17 protein-coding genes are annotated in these 19,173 nt (G+C 70.9%); 10 read left to right on the top strand and 7 right to left on the bottom strand.

Annotated features, from left to right (window positions below; all coding sequences use genetic code 11):
• Window positions 1-215: 215 nt before the first annotated feature.
• From ACFT9I_RS16935 to ACFT9I_RS16960, 6 genes are all read left to right on the top strand, one after another.
• Complete coding sequence (locus ACFT9I_RS16935; protein ID WP_382564928.1) at window positions 216-374, top strand: hypothetical protein; 159 nt, start codon at window positions 216-218, stop codon at window positions 372-374.
• A gap of 240 nt (window positions 375-614) precedes the next feature.
• Window positions 615-1,118 carry a hypothetical protein gene (locus tag ACFT9I_RS16940; RefSeq protein ID WP_382564930.1) on the top strand — a complete coding sequence of 168 codons (504 nt, stop codon included), beginning with the start codon at window positions 615-617 and terminating at the stop codon, window positions 1,116-1,118.
• A complete protein-coding gene (locus ACFT9I_RS16945) occupies window positions 1,088-2,506 on the top strand; it encodes a hypothetical protein (protein WP_382564932.1) in 1,419 nt (472 codons plus the stop codon). Before ACFT9I_RS16940 ends, ACFT9I_RS16945 begins: the two co-directional genes overlap by 31 nt.
• Window positions 2,503-3,924 carry a VWA domain-containing protein gene (locus ACFT9I_RS16950; RefSeq protein ID WP_382564934.1) on the top strand — a complete coding sequence of 474 codons (1,422 nt, stop codon included), beginning with the start codon at window positions 2,503-2,505 and terminating at the stop codon, window positions 3,922-3,924. Before ACFT9I_RS16945 ends, ACFT9I_RS16950 begins: the two co-directional genes overlap by 4 nt.
• A gap of 12 nt (window positions 3,925-3,936) precedes the next feature.
• Window positions 3,937-5,049: an AAA family ATPase gene (locus ACFT9I_RS16955; protein WP_382564935.1), complete on the top strand. Its 1,113-nt coding sequence runs from the start codon at window positions 3,937-3,939 to the stop codon at window positions 5,047-5,049.
• The gene (locus tag ACFT9I_RS16960) at window positions 5,046-7,913 is read left to right on the top strand and encodes a hypothetical protein (protein ID WP_382564936.1); all 2,868 of its coding nucleotides are present in this window, start codon (window positions 5,046-5,048) and stop codon (window positions 7,911-7,913) included. Before ACFT9I_RS16955 ends, ACFT9I_RS16960 begins: the two co-directional genes overlap by 4 nt.
• 96 nt (window positions 7,914-8,009) lie before the next feature.
• Here the strand turns inward: ACFT9I_RS16960 and ACFT9I_RS16965 are convergent, their stop codons facing one another.
• The 6 genes from ACFT9I_RS16965 to ACFT9I_RS16990 form a co-directional block, all read right to left on the bottom strand.
• Window positions 8,010-8,843 (bottom strand): NAD(P)H-binding protein, encoded by an 834-nt coding sequence (locus ACFT9I_RS16965; protein ID WP_382564963.1) that lies wholly within the window; start codon window positions 8,841-8,843, stop codon window positions 8,010-8,012.
• 105 nt (window positions 8,844-8,948) lie between these two features.
• Window positions 8,949-9,488: a hypothetical protein gene (locus ACFT9I_RS16970; protein ID WP_382564938.1), complete on the bottom strand. Its 540-nt coding sequence runs from the start codon at window positions 9,486-9,488 to the stop codon at window positions 8,949-8,951.
• Window positions 9,489-9,554: 66 nt separating this feature from the next.
• The gene (locus ACFT9I_RS16975) at window positions 9,555-10,790 is read right to left on the bottom strand and encodes an MFS transporter (RefSeq protein ID WP_382564940.1); all 1,236 of its coding nucleotides are present in this window, start codon (window positions 10,788-10,790) and stop codon (window positions 9,555-9,557) included.
• Window positions 10,791-10,988: 198 nt separating this feature from the next.
• Window positions 10,989-11,759: an NPP1 family protein gene (locus ACFT9I_RS16980; protein WP_382564942.1), complete on the bottom strand. Its 771-nt coding sequence runs from the start codon at window positions 11,757-11,759 to the stop codon at window positions 10,989-10,991.
• Between the two features lie 222 nt (window positions 11,760-11,981).
• Entirely contained in the window at window positions 11,982-12,425 is a 444-nt protein-coding gene (locus ACFT9I_RS16985; RefSeq protein ID WP_382564944.1) for a MerR family transcriptional regulator, read from the bottom strand.
• 41 nt (window positions 12,426-12,466) lie between these two features.
• On the bottom strand, window positions 12,467-13,483 hold the full coding sequence (locus ACFT9I_RS16990) for an MDR family NADP-dependent oxidoreductase (RefSeq protein WP_382564946.1): 1,017 nt from the start codon (window positions 13,481-13,483) through the stop codon (window positions 12,467-12,469).
• A 403-nt stretch (window positions 13,484-13,886) separates the two neighbouring features.
• On the opposite strand from ACFT9I_RS16990, the gene ACFT9I_RS16995 reads away from it, so the two are divergent.
• On the top strand, window positions 13,887-14,852 hold the full coding sequence (locus ACFT9I_RS16995; protein ID WP_382564948.1) for an SDR family NAD(P)-dependent oxidoreductase: 966 nt from the start codon (window positions 13,887-13,889) through the stop codon (window positions 14,850-14,852).
• A gap of 144 nt (window positions 14,853-14,996) precedes the next feature.
• Here ACFT9I_RS16995 and ACFT9I_RS17000 read toward each other — a convergent pair whose 3' ends face one another.
• Window positions 14,997-15,857, bottom strand: coding sequence for an SDR family oxidoreductase (locus tag ACFT9I_RS17000; protein WP_382564949.1), 861 nt, complete (start codon window positions 15,855-15,857; stop codon window positions 14,997-14,999).
• 120 nt (window positions 15,858-15,977) lie between these two features.
• Here ACFT9I_RS17000 and ACFT9I_RS17005 point away from each other — a divergent pair, with 120 nt between their 5' ends.
• The 3 genes from ACFT9I_RS17005 (at window position 15,978) to ACFT9I_RS17015 (ending at window position 19,115) form a co-directional block, all read left to right on the top strand.
• Window positions 15,978-16,460 carry a winged helix-turn-helix transcriptional regulator gene (locus ACFT9I_RS17005; protein ID WP_382564951.1) on the top strand — a complete coding sequence of 161 codons (483 nt, stop codon included), beginning with the start codon at window positions 15,978-15,980 and terminating at the stop codon, window positions 16,458-16,460.
• 471 nt (window positions 16,461-16,931) lie between these two features.
• Window positions 16,932-17,885 carry a hypothetical protein gene (locus ACFT9I_RS17010; protein WP_382564952.1) on the top strand — a complete coding sequence of 318 codons (954 nt, stop codon included), beginning with the start codon at window positions 16,932-16,934 and terminating at the stop codon, window positions 17,883-17,885.
• A gap of 261 nt (window positions 17,886-18,146) precedes the next feature.
• A complete protein-coding gene (locus ACFT9I_RS17015) occupies window positions 18,147-19,115 on the top strand; it encodes a sugar phosphate isomerase/epimerase family protein (protein WP_382564954.1) in 969 nt (322 codons plus the stop codon).
• Window positions 19,116-19,173 lie beyond the last annotated feature (58 nt).

Here is a 19,173-nt window from a genome sequence, read left to right on the forward strand (position 1 = left end):
CCTGAATGCCGGGGGTCTGCCGGATTTCATTGCGATGCACTCAGCAATATGCTCGTACCGCAGCACGGCGCGAAACTACCCGCGAACAATTGGAGGACGAAGTCACCATGCGATCGGAAAGCGGTCTGGAAACGCAAGTGTTGCCCGACGGCAAGGTGGATTTCTTCCTTCCTCGCACAGGTCTGCGGCATCGCTGCGGCCCCACGGGCACCTTGATGTGGATCGCTCTGCAGCGCCAGGACTGGAAGCCGGACCGCGCCGCCGAGGTCCTGGCCGAGCACTGGGGCGTCGCCTCCGAGTCGCTGCGCCCCGAGGTGAACGCGTGGGTGAGTCACTTCCAGGACGAGGGTCTGGTGCGCCGGTGCAAGCCGTGACCTGATGTCACCTGCCGGGCGCACGGCCGCTGCCCGGCTCCACGTCACCGAGTCCCCGGCCTCCGGACCCCGGTCCCACATTCGCCGCACTCTCACCGCCGGCTGCCGCACATCACCCCACGGACGCTCACCGCGCCCTGTGGATCGTGATCGGCGTTGTCAGTGGTCACCAGTAGGTTCCTGGGTGTTCCGCCGTTCTGGCGGCGCCCAAATTCCCCCTGGTGAAAAGGAGATGGTGCGGTGTCGGATTGGGAGAGGTCGAGCACGGCACGGGTGATTCCACCCGCTCGGCCGCGCAAGCTCGCCAAGGTCCCGTTCGTCGAGCTGGCCGACGGACGCCTGCAGGGTGTGGTGTCCAGTGGCTCGGACATCGAGCGGGTGTACGTCTCGTCGGTCGGGGCCGGCACCTACGCGTACGCCTGCAGCACGAACAACAACCGGCCGTGCGGCGGTGCGCGGGGCGGGTTCTGCAATCACATCCGCACCCTGGTCAACGAAGCGGTGCTGCAGTACGGCGCCGAGCGCGTCGCCCGCTATCTCCGGGTCGAGACCGTGGACGGGGAGCCGAGCGCCCAGTCCCTCACCATGAGCATGATCGGCACGCGTCCCCCGCCGGGCGACAGCACGGCGGCCGCGCCTGTCTTCAGCCGGTTCCTGCGCCACCTGGCGTATCTCGAACTCGCCGCGACGACCGGGCCGTTGCCGGAGATGCAGTGGTTCCCGCCGACCAGGGCGGTGGCGTGATGCGCGCCGACCTGCTCATCGAGACCGTCGACGGGCTCGACGAGGCCCTGGCCGCCGTCGACGCATTCGACCGGGCCCTTGTCGTCGGTCTGCTCCGTCCCCACGCCGTCCTGACCACCGGTCTGACGGAGCTGGCCGACGCCGTGGCGGGGACACCGCTGGCCGCGCGGGTCGCCGAGGCAGCGGAGAAGGCGGCGGCCGGCGCCGCGAGCGAGGACCACTTCGTCGCCCTCGCCGCCGCCCGTACGGCCCTGCTCGGCTCCGTCCACGACGCGCTCGCGGCCCGCGTGGAGGAGGCGACCGGCCGGGCCCGCGCCGAGGCGACCGTCCCGGCCCCGACCGGTCGACAGGCGGGGAATCTGCTGACCGCCGCCCGTTCCTGGCTGTCCGACCTGGCGCGCTGCGGCTGGCAGGGCATCGACCACGACGTGGTCTCCGGGGCGGCGCCCGTCGTCTCCGCGATGCTGCCGGACCCGGCCGTGCGCCGGCTGGCGACGCTTCTCGACGGCTTCGCCGCCGAACTCGCCGCGTCCTGTCCGGGCACGGCCCTGGACCGCGTACCGGTTCGCCGCTGGGCCGACCTGTGGTCGCGGGCGATGATGCTGACCGTGCCCGGCGCGGCCGACGTACCCGTGACCGGTACGGCCACCGGGCGTCTCCTCCCCCTGGGCGTCGACGTGCAGGAGCACGCGACCGCCGTACAGGCTCAGGTGCATGCGGTGTTCGAGCCCGCGGACGGTGCCCTGCCCCTTCTCGTGCGCGCGAATGTGTCGGTGCCGAAGCCCGACACGGTCGTGGGCGCCGGCCTCTGGCAGCTCCTGCGCCCGCACATGTCGCTCCTGGCAGCCGTGAGCGAAGGCCGCTCGATGGACCTCACCGACATGCCGGTCACCGCCGAGGGCGACCTGATCTGGAACGACGCCCAGGCACGCACGGGCAGACCGGCCGACGCCTTCGCCACCGCCCGCGTCGCCATGGCCACCGCCGCGGCTCCCGCGACCGCGCCCCTGGACCGGCACCCCGCGGGCATCGCCACACCCGTCTTCCTGGAGGGCTACAGCGCCCAACAGGACGACGACGGCCTGACGTTCGCTGTCGCCGGGCACCGACTGGCCGTCGACACCGACCGTATTCCGACCGCCGGACCCCTCACGCCCACGGCCGTCGCCGCGTCGGTGGCGTGCGTCGGCCTGCTCCGCTGGGACGCCGAGGAGTTCATCGTCCAGCCACTCGCCGTCGAGACCCTCGTACGGAAGAAGCCCGCCGCGATCCACGCCGGAGCGTGGGCGGGCGGCACGGCCGACAAGGCCGGGGCCAAGGCCGAGAAGGCCGCCACCGACGCCGGAGCGGTGCTGCGCGAGCGAGCCGGAAGGCTGTTGCGGAAATGACGGAGATGACGGGACAGGCCCCCGAGGCGAACTCCCACGACAACCGCCGCCAGGTTCTGTACTGGCGTCTCCTCGCCCAGCTCTTCGATCCCGAGGAGCAGGCGGCGCTGGAGTCGGCGAGCCTCGCCGTGGTCGAGGACATCGGCCTGCCGCCCGCGCTGCTGGACCCGAGGGTGTCGGTGGACACGACCGTGCAGCGTCACCCCGAACTGGCCGCCGAGTTCGACGGACTGATGGTGCCGACGCCGCCGTCCACACCGGATGACAAGGAAGGCGCCGAGGGCGACAGCGCCGATGAGCGGGACCGTGCCGCCGAGGTGCGGCGCGCGGCGCTGGTGTCGAAGGTGCTGCTCAACGTCTACGCCCCCGGCGCCGGCTCCGGCACGGTCACCGCCGGACAGCTCTCGCAGTGGCAGTCCGACGCGGGCTGGCTGGAGCGCGCACTGGGCTGCGAGCCCGGCGCGCTGCGCGGGGGCCGGCCCGGACAGGGCGCCGGGCGCCCCGACATCGGCGGCCGGCTGGTTCCGGGGATCGGTCCGGAGCTGGGAGCCATCGAAGCCGACCTGGTCAAGCGTATGCACCTGCGCGAGGTGCTCGCCGACCCCAAGCTCGCCGCACAGCTCACCCCGAGCATGTCGCTGATCGAGCAGCTGCTGCGCGACAAGAGCAACCTGTCCGGCGTGGCACTGGCCAATGCCAAGTCCCTCATCAGGCGCTTCGTCGACGAGGTCGCCGAGGTGCTGCGGACGCAGGTGGAGAAGTCCACGGTCGGCGCCCTGGATCGCTCGGTGCCGCCCAAGCGGGTGTACCGCAATCTCGACCTGGACCGCACGATCTGGAAGAACCTCACCAACTGGAGCCCCGAGGAGGAACGGCTCTATGTCGACCGCCTCTTCTACCGCCACACCGCGCGCAGGACGACGCCCCAGCGGCTGATCGTGGTCGTCGACCAGTCGGGCTCCATGGTCGACTCGATGGTCAACTGCACCATCCTGGCCTCCATATTCGCGGGGCTGCCGAAGGTGGATGTGCATCTGATCGCGTACGACACCCGGGCGATCGACCTCACTCCGTGGGTGAACGACCCGTTCGAGACGCTGCTGCGCACCAACCTCGGGGGCGGGAACGACGGTCCCGTCGCGATGGCGATGGCCCGCCCGAAGATCTCCGAACCGCGCGACACCGTCATGGTGTGGATCTCCGACTTCTACGAATTCGGCCGCTCCCAGCCGTTGTTCGAGGGCATCGAGGAGGTCCACCGGTCCGGCGTGAAGTTCATCCCGGTCGGCTCGGTGACCAGCTCCGGCCGCCAGGAGGTCAACCCCTGGTTCCGGGAGCGCTTCAAGGCGCTCGGCACACCGGTGGTCTCCGGCCACATCCGCAGGCTTGTTCACGAACTCAAGACGTTTCTCGCTTAGAAAGGCCCTGTTATGTCAGACATGTTGCGCGCCCCCGCCGAGATCAAGTACGCGGAGGAGCTGGACTGGCTGGAGTCGGTCGACGACGGTCCCAAGCCGTTCTCCTGGCGCCTTTCGCCGAAGATGGTCCGCCTGTTCATCCTGGGGTCCGAGCGGGCCGACGGCCTCGACCGGGAGATCCCGCAGAAGTGGTTCGGTGACCGCAGCCTGGTGGAGCGCGCCGTCGTCACGCTGGCGTCGGACCGTGGCCTGCTGCTGATCGGTGACCCGGGAACCGGCAAGAGCTGGCTGGCCGAGCTGCTGGCCGCCGCGATATGCCGCAGCTCCACCCTGGTGGTGCAGGGCACGGCCGGCACCACCGAGGACCACATCAAGTATTCGTGGAACGTGTCCATGGTGATCGCCAAGGGCCAGTCACGCGAGTCCATGATCCCCTCGCCGATCATGACCGCGATGGAGACCGGCGCGATCGGCCGGTTCGAGGAGCTCACCCGCTCCACCAGTGACGTCCAGGACGCCCTGATCTCGATCCTTTCGGAGAAGTACATCTCGGTCCCGGAGCTGGACAGCGACGGCATCGTCTTCGCCAAGCCCGGCTTCTCGGTCATCGCCACCGCCAACAGCCGCGACCGGGGCGTCAACGACCTGTCCTCCGCGCTCAAGCGCCGGTTCAATTTCGTCCGTATCCCGGTGGTGACGAACAGGAAGAGCGAGGCGGAGATCGTCCGCTTCCGTACCGAGGAGCTGCTCCGCCGGCACCAGATCGAACTGGACGTGCCGCCCACGCTGCTGGACGTGCTGCTCCAGAGCTTCGCCGATCTGCGCGCCTCCGCCGCGGCCGCGGGCAGCGACGACGAGAAGCTGGAGTCCGCGCTGTCGAGCGCCGAGCAGATCGGCGTCCTGGAGGACGCGATCCTGCACAGCAACTTCTTCGGCGAGCGTGAGCTGACGGCCCGTGCCCTCGCCTCCTCGCTCGTCGGATCGCTGGCGCGGCGCGAACCGGAGGACCTGGCCATCCTCAACAAGTACCTGCACGGTGTCGTGGAGCCGCGCAGCAAGGAACAGGGCGGTTCCTGGCCGGAGTTCCTGGAGGGCGGTCGGGACGCGATCGCCACCCTCTCGTGAGCCCCGTGCGGGAGGGGGCGGTCTTCGAGGCCCTGCGTACGGAGCTGAGGGAGGCCGCGACGGCGCTGGCCGACGGGCCCGACGCGCTGGAGGGCATCCTCCTCGGCATCGTCGACGACGTGGACCGCGCGGTCCGCGAACCGCTGGAGATCTTCCCCGTCTGCCACCACTCACCGGCCTCGGCGATCGCCATGGCGCGACGGCTGCGGGAGAAGCGGCCGAAGGTCGTCTATCTGGAGCTGTGCGAGGACATGGCACCGCTCCTGACCGAGCTGCGCAACTGCCGTCTCCCGGTGGCGGTGCAGGCGTTCGCGAGTGAGGTCAAGGGCTTCCCGGCGGACTGGGCGCCGCTGTCGGTCGTCGCGCCGATCACCGAGGCGTCGGCCGAGTACCAGGCGATCGCCTACGCGCTGGACACACCGGGCGTGGAGCTGGTCCTCGTCGACCGCTCGTCGGACCATGTGTTCCAGTGGCAGACGGGCGGGACGGACCCGGCGGAGTCCGCCGACGCGGAGGCGACCGCGGAGACTCCTGTGGAGGTTTCGCCGGCCGACGAGGAGGCCGCGCTGCACGGCGACGCCGTCGGCGTGGAGATCGGCGACCTGCGTCCGCGCTTCGCCGAGCTGGAGGAGCATCTGCTGCGCCACGGCCGGGTGCGGCACTGGTCGGAGTGGTGGCACCAGTACGTCGAGCTGCCGCTCGGCGACAGCGACCACGACACCTACCGGCAGGTCATGCTGCTGATCGGCAGCCTTTTCCGGCGGCTGGCGCCCGGCGACGCCGGGCGGGTACGCGTGGACGAGGACCGCGAGCGCTACATGTGGACCAGGATGCGCGAGCATCTCGCCGCGTCCGGCACCGATGCCGCGGACTGCCTCTACGTCTGCGGCGCGTTCCACGCGGCCAGCCGGGTCGCGGAGTTCGGTGTCGACGGCGCCGCGACCTTCGAGATCGGTCCGCCGAGCGGCAGTGTGTGGCAGCACGGTCTGATTCCCTCCAGCCACACGGCGATCGAGGCGCAGTTCGGTCTCACCGCCGGCTCTGTCTCCATCGCGGCGACCCAGTGGGCGAAGAACCTCAAGCGCACACGGGTCCAGCCGTTCCGGCTGGAGGGGCAGGTGGGCGCGAAGAAGCCGGCGAAAACGGCGAGGACAGTGAGAACCGCGCAGGCCGAGGTGCCCGTCGTCCCCGGGGGCGTGGACGACGCCTCGGACAAGCTGTCCGGTTTCCTGCGGCGCGCGCCGGTGCTCGATCCGCTGGACGAGGCCGAGTTGCTCGGCTGGTCGGTGGAGATCGTGCGCGCCGCACGCCGCAACGGCTATCTGGCCTCCACCGCCGACGCCATCGCCGTGTTCGAGACGTCGATCCTGCTGGCCGGTATGCGCGACCGGGCCAGGCCCACGCCGTACGACTTCCAGGACGCGGCGATCACCTGTATCGAGAAGGACTCGGTGCCGGGCCGCCGCGACGTACGCCGCATCGTCGAGATCATGATGGGCGGCGACCGGATCGGACAGGTCGGCTACGACTCCCTGCCGCCGCTCGCGCGCGACGTGCACGACCGGCTCGCACCGCTGAACCTGAAACTCGAACAGCGCGGTGTGCAACGGGCGTTGCTGGACATGGCGGCCAGTCCGGAGCTGGGGCGGTGCTCCGACGTGCTGTGGATGCTGCGCCAGCTGCTGCCGTGGGGCGCCGCGCGAGCGATCATGGGCGAACGGCGGCTCGGCGAGCGGCCCATCCAGGAGTCGTGGGATCTGGCGCTCGGCACTCATCAGCGGGAACTGATCGAGCTCGGGTACGAGGGCGTCACCATCGAGCAGGTCCTGGAGCAGCGTCTGCGGCGCCGCGCGTACGACTCGCAGGCGACCACGGCCGACGTGCTGAAGGCGGTGGAGGACGCGACGCTGTATCTGCGCAGCCGCCGCCTCGCCGATGAGCTGGGCACGCGCGCCCTGGAGGTTCTGGCGACCGAGCGCAGCGTCGACGGTGCGCCGGAGGTGCTGCGGCTGGTGCGCCGGCTGCTGGCGTACTACCGGACGAGCGAGCCGGTGCTGCCGCCGTGGATCGAGTCCTTCGTCAAGACGGGGTACGCGCACTACTGCACCCTGCTGCCGACGGCGTTCGGCGACGAGGACGCGACCGTCCGGCAGGTCGCCGCGATGCTGGGCTTCCTGTTCAGCATGGAGAGTCTGGCGCTGTCGCTCGGCTGCGACCGGACGCAGTTGGAACTCGCGTTCGCGCAGTCGCATCCGCGGGAGCCTGCCAAGGTGGCGCTGCTGTGGGCGGCCCAGGTCCAGCTGGGACAGCTCTCCCGGGCCGAACTGCGGTCGCGCTGCGACGACTTGCTCGGCAACCCCTTGGTGGTGCCGGTCTATCCGCGCTATCTCAGCGGGTTCCTGCACGCGCTGGAGCCGGTGCCGCAGCTCGCGGACTTCGTCGTGGAGGCGGTGTCCAACGCGTTCGGACGGCTGCCGGATCCGGTACTGCTGCCGTGGCTGCCGACCCTGATCCGCACCCTGCGGTCCGACGGCTCCGAGCTGGCGCCGCTCCTGATCCGCGAGGCGGGCCGGATCTTCCCCGGCCGGCTCGCGGCGCTGGACGCGTGGGTGCCGCCCTGGCTGGAGCACCCGGACACGGGGGCCATGCCTCGATCCACCCGGACCGCCGGTGCGGGTGCGGGTGCTGCGGGTGCGGGTGCCGCGCTGCTCGCCGCGTACCCGGCGACATGCGACGCGGTCGCGGATCTGCTGGGCTACGAGGGCACGTGGGAGACCACCGCTCCGGCCCCGTCCGGCGCGGTCCTCACCCTCCGGCACCCGGAGACGGCGGAGGCACTGGAGGCGCTGCTGACCGGCCCCTGACCGAACGCCCCCCGCCCGAACACCCATCGCCCGCATGCCCCTTGGCCGGGCCCCGACGACGGGGCCCGGCCGAGGCGGCGGTCCGGCGCCTGACGATCAGCGGAAGGCCGCGGCGTTCTCCGCGGCCCATTGCCGGAACGTCCTGGCCGGGGTGCCGCTGATCCGGGGAGCGGTGTCGCGCACCATGAGCAGTTCGTCGTTGACGTCGCCGCCCGTCAGGTCGAGCACCGCGTCCGCCGATTCGTCGCCCAGGAAGACGGCCAACCGCCGGTGCGCCTCCTCCCGGCCGATCTCGGCGAACGGAACGTCCCGCCCCAGCACCGCCGCGATGGCCGCGACCTGCTGCCGGGCCGTGATCCGTGCCGGACCGGTCAGCGCGTACGTGTGCCCCCGGTGGCCGGGCTCGGTCAGCGCCGCACGGGCCACCGAGGCGATGTCCGCGGGGTGGACGGTGGGGAGGCCGATGTCGGCGTACGGCAGGCGGACCGCCTCGTGGTCGCGGATCGCCTCCGCCCACCACAGGGCGTTCGAGGCGAACTGTGTGGGACGCAGGATGGTCCACGTCATGCCACTGTCCTTGAGCAGCCGCTCGACGGCCAGGTTCTCCTCGGCGGGGCCCAGACGCGGATGGGTCTGGACGGTGATGGACGACACCAGGACGACGTGTTCCACACCGGCGGATCGGGCCGCCTCGATGATCTCGTCGTCCGCCCCCATACGCGACACGAGGAACATCGACCGCACCCCCTCCAGCGCGGACTTCAGCGAGGCTGTCCGCGCGAGGTCGCCCGCCACGGCTTCGACCCCTTGCGGGAAGGCGGCCCGTTCGGGTTCACGGGTGAGCCCTCTCAGCGGTCCCGCGCCGGATGCCCGAAGCTCTCGCAGGAGGGGGCTTCCTATATTTCCGGTGGCCCCGGTCACCAGGATCATGAGGTCTTCTCCCGTCGTCGAGATCGAGATCGAGGGATGATCAACGATCAACAAGACTTGACGCTAAGACCTCAACCAGGCTTCAGGTCAAGCCCGGAATCCAGGTCACCTGATGCGTGCTGCGAAGGAGTCGAGCGCCGCGAAGTCGGCGTCCAGCAGGCCGAGTCGCGGGTCGATGTGGCGCAGCAGGGCGGATCCTTCGTGGTGTGCCGCGACGAAGGCCCGGTCGGCGGGGCCGAGTTCGTCGTCGACCCAGGCGAACGGTCTGCCGGCGGCGTGCGCGACGAGATGGCGCGTCTTCCAGAACGTCCCGTCCGGTCCGGTGTCGTGCGTCACCGGCCAGTCCACCACGGGCAGTTCGGGCAGTCCCAGGACGGGCCCGATGAACACGTTCGCCTCCTCCCCCCAGGTGGTGGCCCACACCAGGTCGTACCGTCCGCCGAGTTCCAGGAGCCGCCGCCCGTGGTCGACGTCGAGCCAGACCCGCAGCGGCTTCACTTCTGCCCGAGGCGTGTCCGGGTGCTGGGCGATCCAGCCCTCGGGCTTCATCCGGTGCGTCGAGTAGCCGGCCGGGCGCCGCTCGGGCTGGGCGGCGTACGGGTTCAGCGGGCCGTCCACATCGACGTAGAGCAGGGGGCGGCTCATCGGTCTTCCTCCGTCGCGGCTCTGGGGGCACCTCGGGCACTCGGGTGCGGAGAGCGTAGCCGCTGCTCAACGCCGCTTCCGGTGGTTTTCGCCGCGGAGCGTCACGGCGGCGCAGACCAGCGCCGGTGCGGCCACGAGTACGAAGCAGAGGGACAGCGGCAGCTTGCCCACCAGCAGGCCCACCAGAGCCGTACCGCCCGAACTCCCGGCGTTCACCGCTGTGTTGACCCATGCGCCCGCCTGGGTACGGGCGTCGGGCGCGGCGGCCTCGTCCGCGATCAAGTAGGCGGTGGTCAGTGCCGGAGCGACGAACAGCCCCGCCACGGCCGCCGCCGCGCCGAGCGCGTACACGTTCGGCGCGAGCCCCGCGACCGCCAGCGCGACACCGAGCGCCGCGCAGATCACGGCGAGCCTCGGCCGCGCGGCCGACCGCCAGGAGACCGCGCCGTACGTCAGGCCGCCGACCGCGCTGCCGGCGGAGAGCGCGGCAAGTACCCATGCCACCGCGCCCGGCCGGTGCTGTTGTTCGGTGAAGGCGATGGCCAGCAGGTCGAGCCCGCCCAGGCAGATCCCGACCCCGGCGGCCGCCAGCACCGGCCGGCCGAGACCGCGCGGTCCGGTACGGGGCGAGTCCACGCCCCGCACGCGTGGCTTCGCGGCCCGCACCGGGAACGGCACGGGTGACAGGGCGAACGCGACCGTCCCCGACAGCACCAGCGCGGCACTGACCGCGACCCCGGCCGCCGGTTCCGCGTACGCCACCAGGACCCCGACGAGGAGGGGACCGGCGACGAGGAGCAGTTCTTCGGCGACACCGTCGAGGCTGTACGCGCGCTGCAACATCCGCCGGTCCGGCATGAGTTGCCCCCACAGGGTCCGCATCGTGGGGCCGAGCGGCGGCGTACAGGCCCCGGCGCAGGCGGCGAGAGCGCCCAGCAGTACGGCCGAGGTGGCGGCCGGGCCGGCCGGGCCCGGCGCGCCCGCCACCACCCCCGCCCCTGACTGCTCGCGGGTGACGAGGGCGAACGCGGTGAGCAGCGCGGCGTACACGACGGCCATCGGCACGAGCGCCCGGCGCGGGGCGTACCGGTCGACCAGGACGGCCCGTACGGGCGAGAGAACGACACTGGTCGCACCGAACAGCGCCAGCGTCGTGCCGGCGACGGCGAAGGAGCCCGAGGCGTCCTTCGCCGCCAGCGCGAGGGAGAGGGAGACCGTCCCGTAGGAGAGCCGGCCGAGCAGGGCGGCACCGAAGGTGGTCAGGGCATACGGGGTCCGCAGGACAGCGGCGTACGAAGACATCGGAGTGGTTCCTCGAAGAGGGCGGCGCGAGTTCGGACGCCGCGGCCGTACAGGGACGCCGAAAGACCGCGACGGAACGTCAGTCGCGGTCTCTGCGAGGTCCTACACACGGAAGAGGAACACAGGGGAAAGGTATCAGCGGCCGGGCCGGGGGCGGGGTGGCGGGTGCACCGCCTCACGCACCCCCGGCCCGGTTCATCAGGCGTTGGGGTCGAACGGGATGCCGGCCGGCTTGGCCTTCTCCAGGTGGCCGTTGAAGTTGCCGTCCTTGAGGCCGAAGACGGCGCTGCCGAAGTTGGCCTGGCTCAGCTTGTCGCGCAGACCCGCCGGGTATCCGTTCCAGCCGACGAGCCGGGGGAACTGCCAGGTGCCCTGGTGGTTCTCCGGCGGCTCGTCGTTGCCGTTCGCGGGGCGGAAGGCATGCGTACCGATGCCGTCCTTGTGGTAGACGACCTTGGCGTGCGTGCCGTCGAACCGCATCTGGTCACGGGTCTGGATGTCGAAATTGCCGTGGGCGGAGGTGGAGACGTACTGGACCTGGTCGTTCTGCACCCACACCACGACGTGCTCCCAGTCGTTGCGGTGCCCGCCGAGCCCGCTGCCGACCACGGCCTGGTCCTTCTCGAAGTAGAGGCCGTACATGATCGCGCACCAGCCGTTGTTGCACTTGGACCGCGAGTATCCGTTGGTGTTGTCGAGGTCCCAGGAGTCGCGGCACTGGCCGTTGAGCGCACCGCTCGGGTTGAGGCCCGGGTTGATGGTCCCGTCCTGGCCGATGGCCGGGGTGGGGTAGCAACCGTCGGTGTCGTAGTCGAACGCAGGCTGGAACGTCTGCTCAAGTCCGTCCGCGTTGGCGGGCAGGGCGCTGGGGGGATCGGCGGCGAAAGCGCTCCCGGGCAGTGCGATGACCAGTGCGACGGCACTGCCAAGGGTGAATGAGACCTTGCGGATGCGCGAGCTTTTCTTCACTGCGTCCTCCTGATCGACCGCGGCGTGGGGCATCGGTCATTTTGACATGCTCGGTTCATCCTCAACGGCTCTTGTTGACATACCGAGCGTCAGAAAGTGTCAGTGTGGTGAAAGATCAACCAATAGAGGGGGTGGGCGACTCAGGGCACGCCCCGGAGGTACGCGGCCACCGCCGGACAAGCCACGCCAATCCACCCGTCGAACCGCCCGTCAGCACACCCGTCAAGCCGCCCGGTCCACACTCCGGTTCGCGCCCTGATTCACGATCCGGTCGGGAAACACGTCTCCGAACCGGCCCGCCAGCTCGTCCGCCAGCCTGCTCCGCACCTCGACCAGCCGCGCGATCCGTTCGTCCAGCGCCGCCAGTCGACGGGCGGTCACCTCGGCGACCGGGCAGTGGTCCAGCCGCTCCCGGGGGCCCGGCCCCGCGTCCTCGCCGTCCATCGGGTACACCATGTCGAGGACATCGACGAAGGTCTTCAGATCGCCGATCGTCAGACCCGCCTCCAGGAGCCGGCGTACGGCACACAACCGGTGGACGTCCTCGGGGCCGTACTCCCGGTGGCCGGACGCCATGCGCCTGGCCCGCAGCAGGCCCTCCTGCTCGTAGTACCGCAGTGCCCGCGGGGTGAGGCCGGCGGCCGCCGCCGCATCGCCGATACGCATGGCAGATCCCTCCAGGTCGGGCGCCCTCGGTCCGACAACGATCACAATTCCACCAGCACGGCGCCCGTGTGGCGTCCTTCGAGCAGTTCGCACAGCGCCCGGGGCGCCTGGTCGATGCCCGACAGCCGCACATGCGGAAAGACGATGGTCCCTTCGCGCAGGCCACGCCCGAACTCCCGCATGCCCTCGGGGATCGCGTCCAGATGATCGCTGCCCGACATCCCGCGCAGCGTGATCCCCCGCATGATGAGCGAGCCGGTGTCGATCCCGACGGGCGCCGCGAAGTCGCCGGAGAGCTGGCCGGACAGCGCGCCGACGAGTCCCACGCGCGCGCCCCGCCCGGCCACCGCCAGCGCCGCGACCAGCTGCTCACCGCCGACGTTGTCGAAGACCACGTCCAGGCCGTCGGGGGCCGCCTCCCGCAACTGCTCCTCGATCGGGGCCGCCGCTCCCCGGATGACGACGGCGTCGTACCCCAACTCCCGCACCAGGTATTCACCCTTGAGCCGGGAGCCCGTACTGCCGATCACCCGCCCGGCCCCGCGCAGCCGTGCGAACTGCCCGGCCATCGTCCCGACACCGCCGGCCGCGCCGGTCACGAACACCGTGTCCCCGGGCCGCACTTCGGCGCCCCGTACGACACCGAGCCACGCGGTCATCGCCTGGGAGAGGTACGCGGCCGGATCGGGCAGCTCCGCAGGGTCGACGCGCCGGGCCTCGGCCACGTCGACGGCCGCGTACTCACGCCAGCCCCGACTGTGCGTCACGAGATCACCCGGCGCCAACTTGCCGCCCGGCGCCACCACCACCTCGCCGACCGCGGGCGCCCACAGCGGCTCGCCCAACTCGGCCGCCGGAACGGGCAGATCGGCGCCACCCCCCAGCAACGTACGCATCACGGCGGCGACGCTCATCAGCCGATTGCGCACCAGCACCTGCCCGGCCCCCACCTCGGGGACCGGCACCCGGACCACCTCGAAGTGATCGGTGCTGAGCAGACCGTCCGGCCGGGCACGCAGCCACACTTCACCGTGGGTGGCAGGGACAGCGGCGGTCATCGCGACTCCTCAGGACGGGGACGACGGGTCGTGACGACGGTAGGACTTGACGCCTACGTCAAGTTCAAGTCCCCGCCCGAATTCAAGTGCCCGTCGAACCAGGGGCGTTCAGCGGGAGCGTGACGCCCGGTGGGGCGTTCGGTGGGACGTCCGGTGCTTGCCGGGCGGCTGGACGAGCTGCTGACCGCCACCGCGCTCCGTGCGGAGGCGCGAACCATCTTCGAGGCCGTCGCCGAACCGGCGGACCACGCCAGGTACGCCCGTTGTGCCGCGTCCCGACGAGGCCGCTGGTCGAAGCTTCTCCGCCCGTTCGGACGCCGACAGGCCGGGCGCCGAAGCCTTGATGGATCACGAACCGCGTGGGAGTTGCCTTCGAGCGCACTCCAACTCGTAGCTTCGATTCATGACCACTCAACAGCATCGGATCGGCTCCGGATTCGGAGCCCGCAGCACCACGGGCGACGTCCTGCGGGGCATCGACCTGTCCGGCCGGCTCGCGGTCGTCACCGGTGGTTACTCGGGACTCGGCCTGGAGACCACCAAGGCACTCGCCGGCGCCGGAGCGCGCGTGGTCGTCCCCGCGCGGCGGCCCTCGACCGCCGAGGCCGCGGTCGAGGGGATTGACGGCGTGGAGGTGGACGAGCTGGATCTGACGGATCTGCGCAGCGTCGAGGCCTTCGCCGACCGGTTCCTCGCCTCGGGCCGCGGCATCGACCTGATGATCGACAACGCCGGGATCATGGCTTCCCCGGAGACGCGCGTCGGGCCCGGCTGGGAGGCGCAGTTCGTCACCAATCACCTGGGCCACTTCGCGCTCGTGAACAGGTTGTGGCCGGCGATCGAGCGCGGCGGGGCGCGCGTGGTGTCGGTGTCCTCCAACGGCCACCAGCTCTCGCCCATGCGCTGGGACGACGTGCAGTTCGAGCGGGGTTACGACAAGTGGCAGGCGTACGGCCAGGCGAAGACCGCCAACGCGCTGTTCGCGGTCCAACTGGACGCATTGGGACGGGACTCCGGGGTACGGGCCTTCTCGCTGCATCCCGGCACCATCGCCACATCGCTGGGACGTCACATGTCCGAGGCGGAGTTGGCTGATCTGTCGACGGCGATCGACGCCAGCCCGACGAACGGTGGCTGGAAGACACCCGAACAGGGCGCCGCGACGCACGTCTGGGCGGCGACCTCGCCGCAGTTGGTGGGCATGGGCGGGGTGTACTGCGAGGACTGCGACATCGCCGAGCCCGCCGCCCCGGACACCGTGCTGGGCAGCGGGGTGAACGCCTGGGCGACCGACCCCGAACAGGCCGCGCGGCTGTGGCGGTTGTCGGCGGAGCTGACCGGGGTGGACGCGTTCGCCACGGGGGTGTGAGCCCGAGGTGCCGAACCGTTGGCCGGGCGGATGCGCCCGGCCAACGGTGAGAGACAGCCGGTCGAAGACAGGCGGCCGGAGACAGCCGGTCAAGGACCGACGTCATGGACGGACGTCGGGGCCAGCCGACCCGAGGGCAGCGCGTCAGGCCTTCAGCGCCTCGGCGATCGTCTCGGCCGACGGCGTCGTGGGCCTGCCCGTCAGGCGGGACAGGTCACCCGTCGTACCGACGAGGAGTCCGCGCTCGATGGCCTTGTCCACGTCCACGAGGAGCCCGGCCATCGCCTCGGGCACACCGGCGCCCATGAGGATGCCCAGCAGCGTCTCACCGGGGACGTTGTTGTAGGCGATCGTCCGGCCGGTCTGCCTCGACAGCTCCGCCGCGTACTCGGCGAGGGACCACGCCGTGTCGCCGCACAGCTCGTACGCCTTGTTCAGATGCCCCTCGCCGGTCACCACCGCGGCTGCCGCCGCCGCGTAGTCCGCGCGGCTCGCACTGGCGACGCGGCCCTCGCCCGCCGCGGCGACGACGGCGCCGTGCTCCAGCACGGGCGCCAGGTTCTCGGTGTAGTTCTCGGTGTACCAGCCGTTGCGCAGGAAGGTGTACGGCAGCCCGGAGTCCAGGATCAGCTGCTCGGTGACCTTGTGCTCGGCGGCCAGTCCGAGGTCGGCGTCGGGGCCGCCCAGGATGCCGGTGTACGCGAGCTGTGCGACGCCCGCCGCCCGCGCGGCGTCGATGACGGCGGTGTGCTGCGGTACGCGGCGGCCGACCTCGCTGCCGGAGACGAGCAGGACGCGGTCGCCGGCCCGGAAGACGTCCGTCAGCGTCTCGGGCCTGTCGTAGTCGGCGATCCGCACCTCCACACCGAGCGCCGCCAGGGGCGCGGCCTTCTCCCGGTCCCGCGCGACGGCGGTGATCTCGCCCGCCGGCACATCGGCGGTCAGCAGGGATTCGATGACGAGACGGCCGAGGTGTCCGGTCGCTCCGGTGACGACGATGCTCATGAGACGCCCTATCCATTTCCTACGGTTTGCCAGGCTTGGCACTGGTTCGTAACTCGCTGGACCAACGATAGGTTCCACACTTCCCGTGAGGAAGTACCCACCTTGAAGTAAGGTACCGGAATGGACGAAAGCGCTCCCGGCCCCGACGTCAACCGGCGGATGTGCCCCTCCCGGATCGTGCTGGAACATGTCACCAGCCGTTGGGGCGTGCTGGTGCTGGCCGCCCTGCTGGAGCGCTCGTACCGCTTCAGCGAACTGCGCCGCGCGGTCGACGGAGTCAGCGAGAAGATGCTCGCCCAGACCCTTCAGACCCTGGAACGGGACGGCTTCGTCCACCGCGACGCCAAGCCGGTCATCCCGCCGCGCGTGGACTACTCACTCACCGACCTGGGCCGCGAGGCGGCCGAGCAGGTGTGGGGGCTGGCGCGCTGGACGGAACGGCGGCTGGACGCGGTGTTCACGGCCCGCGAGGCGTACGACGAGGCACGCTCGTCCGCGTCCGAGGCCGCGTCCGAAACCGCATCGCAGCCCGCACCACAGCCCGCACCGAAGCGCGCGTCGAGGCCCGGATCGCGGCCCGCGCCGCAATCCGCGCCGCGGTAGCCCGCCCTCGACAGGGCCGGAACCCTCCGAGCACCCATCCGCTTCGCGACCGCGAACGCGGGCACACAGCCGCGCCGTTGCGCCTTCCCCGCCGGACGAGCGCCCGCCCCCTGCACGTTCCGTCGCCTTTTCCACCGGCACGGCACACCTTTTGATGAATCATTAGAAAGTTCCAGAGATTCGTACCGAACCTCTGGACAGTCCCCACGCGGCGCTCTAATGTCTCGGCCCACCGAGACATTGTTTCGTCGCGGTAACACCGCAGCCGATCGGCGTTCCCCCGAACGCCCTTCACCACACGAGTCTTTCCACGTCTCTCCCCCCATGGCCGGGCCACCGCCCGTCACGAGGCGCTGCGTCGATCGCCGTCACGACGGTCGTCGCACACGCACCGTGCAGCACCCCCGTCGCAGGACGGGGAAACCGGCCGGGTCACCGACTCTGCCGTGACCGCAGCTGAAGGGAAGCGACATGAAGATCCGTACGTTCATCGCGACGGCCTCGCTCGTGGCATCCGGGAGCCTGGTGGCCTTCTCCGGCTCCGCCCAGGCCGCCCTCTACACCACCTGTGTCGGCGACGGCGGGGCCGTGACCGTCAGCAACGACCTGGTCGTACCGGCCGGGAAGTCCTGCACCCTCACCGGTACGAGAGTCAAGGGCTCGGTGACGGTCGAGGCCGGCGCCGACCTCGTGGCGGCGGGCGCCACCTTCAACGGCGCGGTCAACGTCGAGGAGAACGCCTACCTCGACCTCACCGACACCACCGTCAAGGGCGCGCTGACGACCAAGTCCGCGTTCGGCACGCACCTGGAGAAGAGCAACCTCAAGACGGTCGACGCCACCGAGGGATTCGTCTACGCGGTCGACTCGACGCTCGGCGGGAACGTCAGCACCGAGGACGGCGAGCTGTATGTCTCCGGCAGCACCCTCAACGCGGCGCTGACGGGCGAGGGCAACCAGTACACCGACGTGTACGACTCCACCGTCAAGGGCGCGCTCACCGTCAACGGGAACACCCTGGGCGGCGTGTTCTGCGCCAGCGAGGTGTACGGCGCCGCGAAGTACTCGGGCAACGCCGACAACCTCCAGATCGGCGGCGAGGGCGTGCTCGGATCCTGCGCGGGCGCCTCGTACTTCGGCGGCAACCTGGCCGTCACCGACAACACCGCGAACTCCGTGCTCGACAACGCGATCGTGCGTGGCGGACTCACCGCGACCGGCAACAACCCCGTCCTGGTCGTAGGCGAGTTGGCGCGTATCCGCGGCGCCGTCACCGGGGACACCGCCGCCGCCGGCGCGTCGTCCTCCCGCTCCGCCAAGAAGGCCGCGCCGCAGGACCGTGGCGCCGAGCTGGCCGAGAAGGCCGCCGAGCGCGCCGCGGCCGCGAAGGCCGACGCCCACGAGGCCGGCAAGTCCCGCCTCTGACGCCGGGCGGCACCCGCCGCGACACCAGCGGGTGACGGCGACCGCCCCCGTCGCCGTACCTGCGAACCCCCGCGACCCCGCGACCCCGCACCGAAGCAGCTACGCCTCGACACACCCACGCCCTACGCACCGCTCGGCGCTTCCCCTCCCGCCGGCACAGCAGTCACCCTCCGCCGTCGCGGCGCGCACCGACGAGAGCAGCCACTCCGGCCGCGCGCGCCCCGGTTCGTACCCTCTTCTCCTCATTCCCCAGGAGTGACCGTGAGCCATATTCACAAGTCCTTCGATCGCAGGGACTTCCTGCGCGCCACCGCCGGCACCACCGTGGCCCTCGCCGCCGCCTCCGTCACCGGGGCCACCGCGACCTCGGCCGCCGCCGCGCCGAGCAGTCTGTCCATCCCCAAGGACCGGATCGGCATCCAGCTCTACAGCATCCGCGACAAGGTCTCCTCACTCGGCTTCGCCGTCGTACTCGCCGAGCTGGCCCGGATCGGCTACAAGGAGATCGAGTTCGCCGGGTACACCCAGAACACGTCCATCCTTGGCCGGCAGATCACCGTCCCCGAGATCCGCAAGCTGCTCGACGACAACGGGCTGACCGCGGTCGGCAGCCATGTCGGCATCGGCAACTTCCGCTCCAACCTGCAGGGCGAGCTGGACGCCGCGCAGATCCTCGGCATGCCGCACGTGGGCACCGCCAACGCGCCGACGAACGTCAACACCGTCGCGGGCTACCGCGCCGCAGCCGACGAGTTCAACGTCTGGGGCGCCGCGGCGACCGCGCGCGGTCTGAAGCTCTACCAGCACAACCACGCGGGCGAGTTCGCGTTCGCCACCGACCAGCCGTCGGTCCGGCTGTACGACGTGTTCCTCAAGAACACCGACCCGCGCCACGTCTATCTGGAACTGGACATCTACTGGGCGTACGTGGGCCAGTACCGCTGGCCCGGATTCGACCCGGCGGCGTACGTGCGCAACCAGCCGTACCGCTACCCGCTGTTCCACATGAAGGACGGCGACGCCAACTCGGCGAACGCCAACGGCTTCGACATCGTCGAGTTCGGTGCCGGAGACCTCCCGTACGAGAAGTTCATCCGCGACATCGGGCCGCGCGCCTCGCACGTCGGCATCTGGGAGCAGGACACCGCTCCCAACACCCTGCCGAATCCGCCGGGTTCGTTCGGCGCGGCCGAGCGCAGCTTCACGGCACTCAAGGGACTCCTCGGCTGAGCGAGCCTCCCCCGAAGAGCACGCGAGGCGCCTCCGCGCGCGGGGGCGCCTCGCGTGC

The sequence above is a fragment of the Streptomyces sp. NPDC057137 genome, from assembly GCF_042670825.1.
GTDB lineage: Bacteria > Actinomycetota > Actinomycetes > Streptomycetales > Streptomycetaceae > Streptomyces.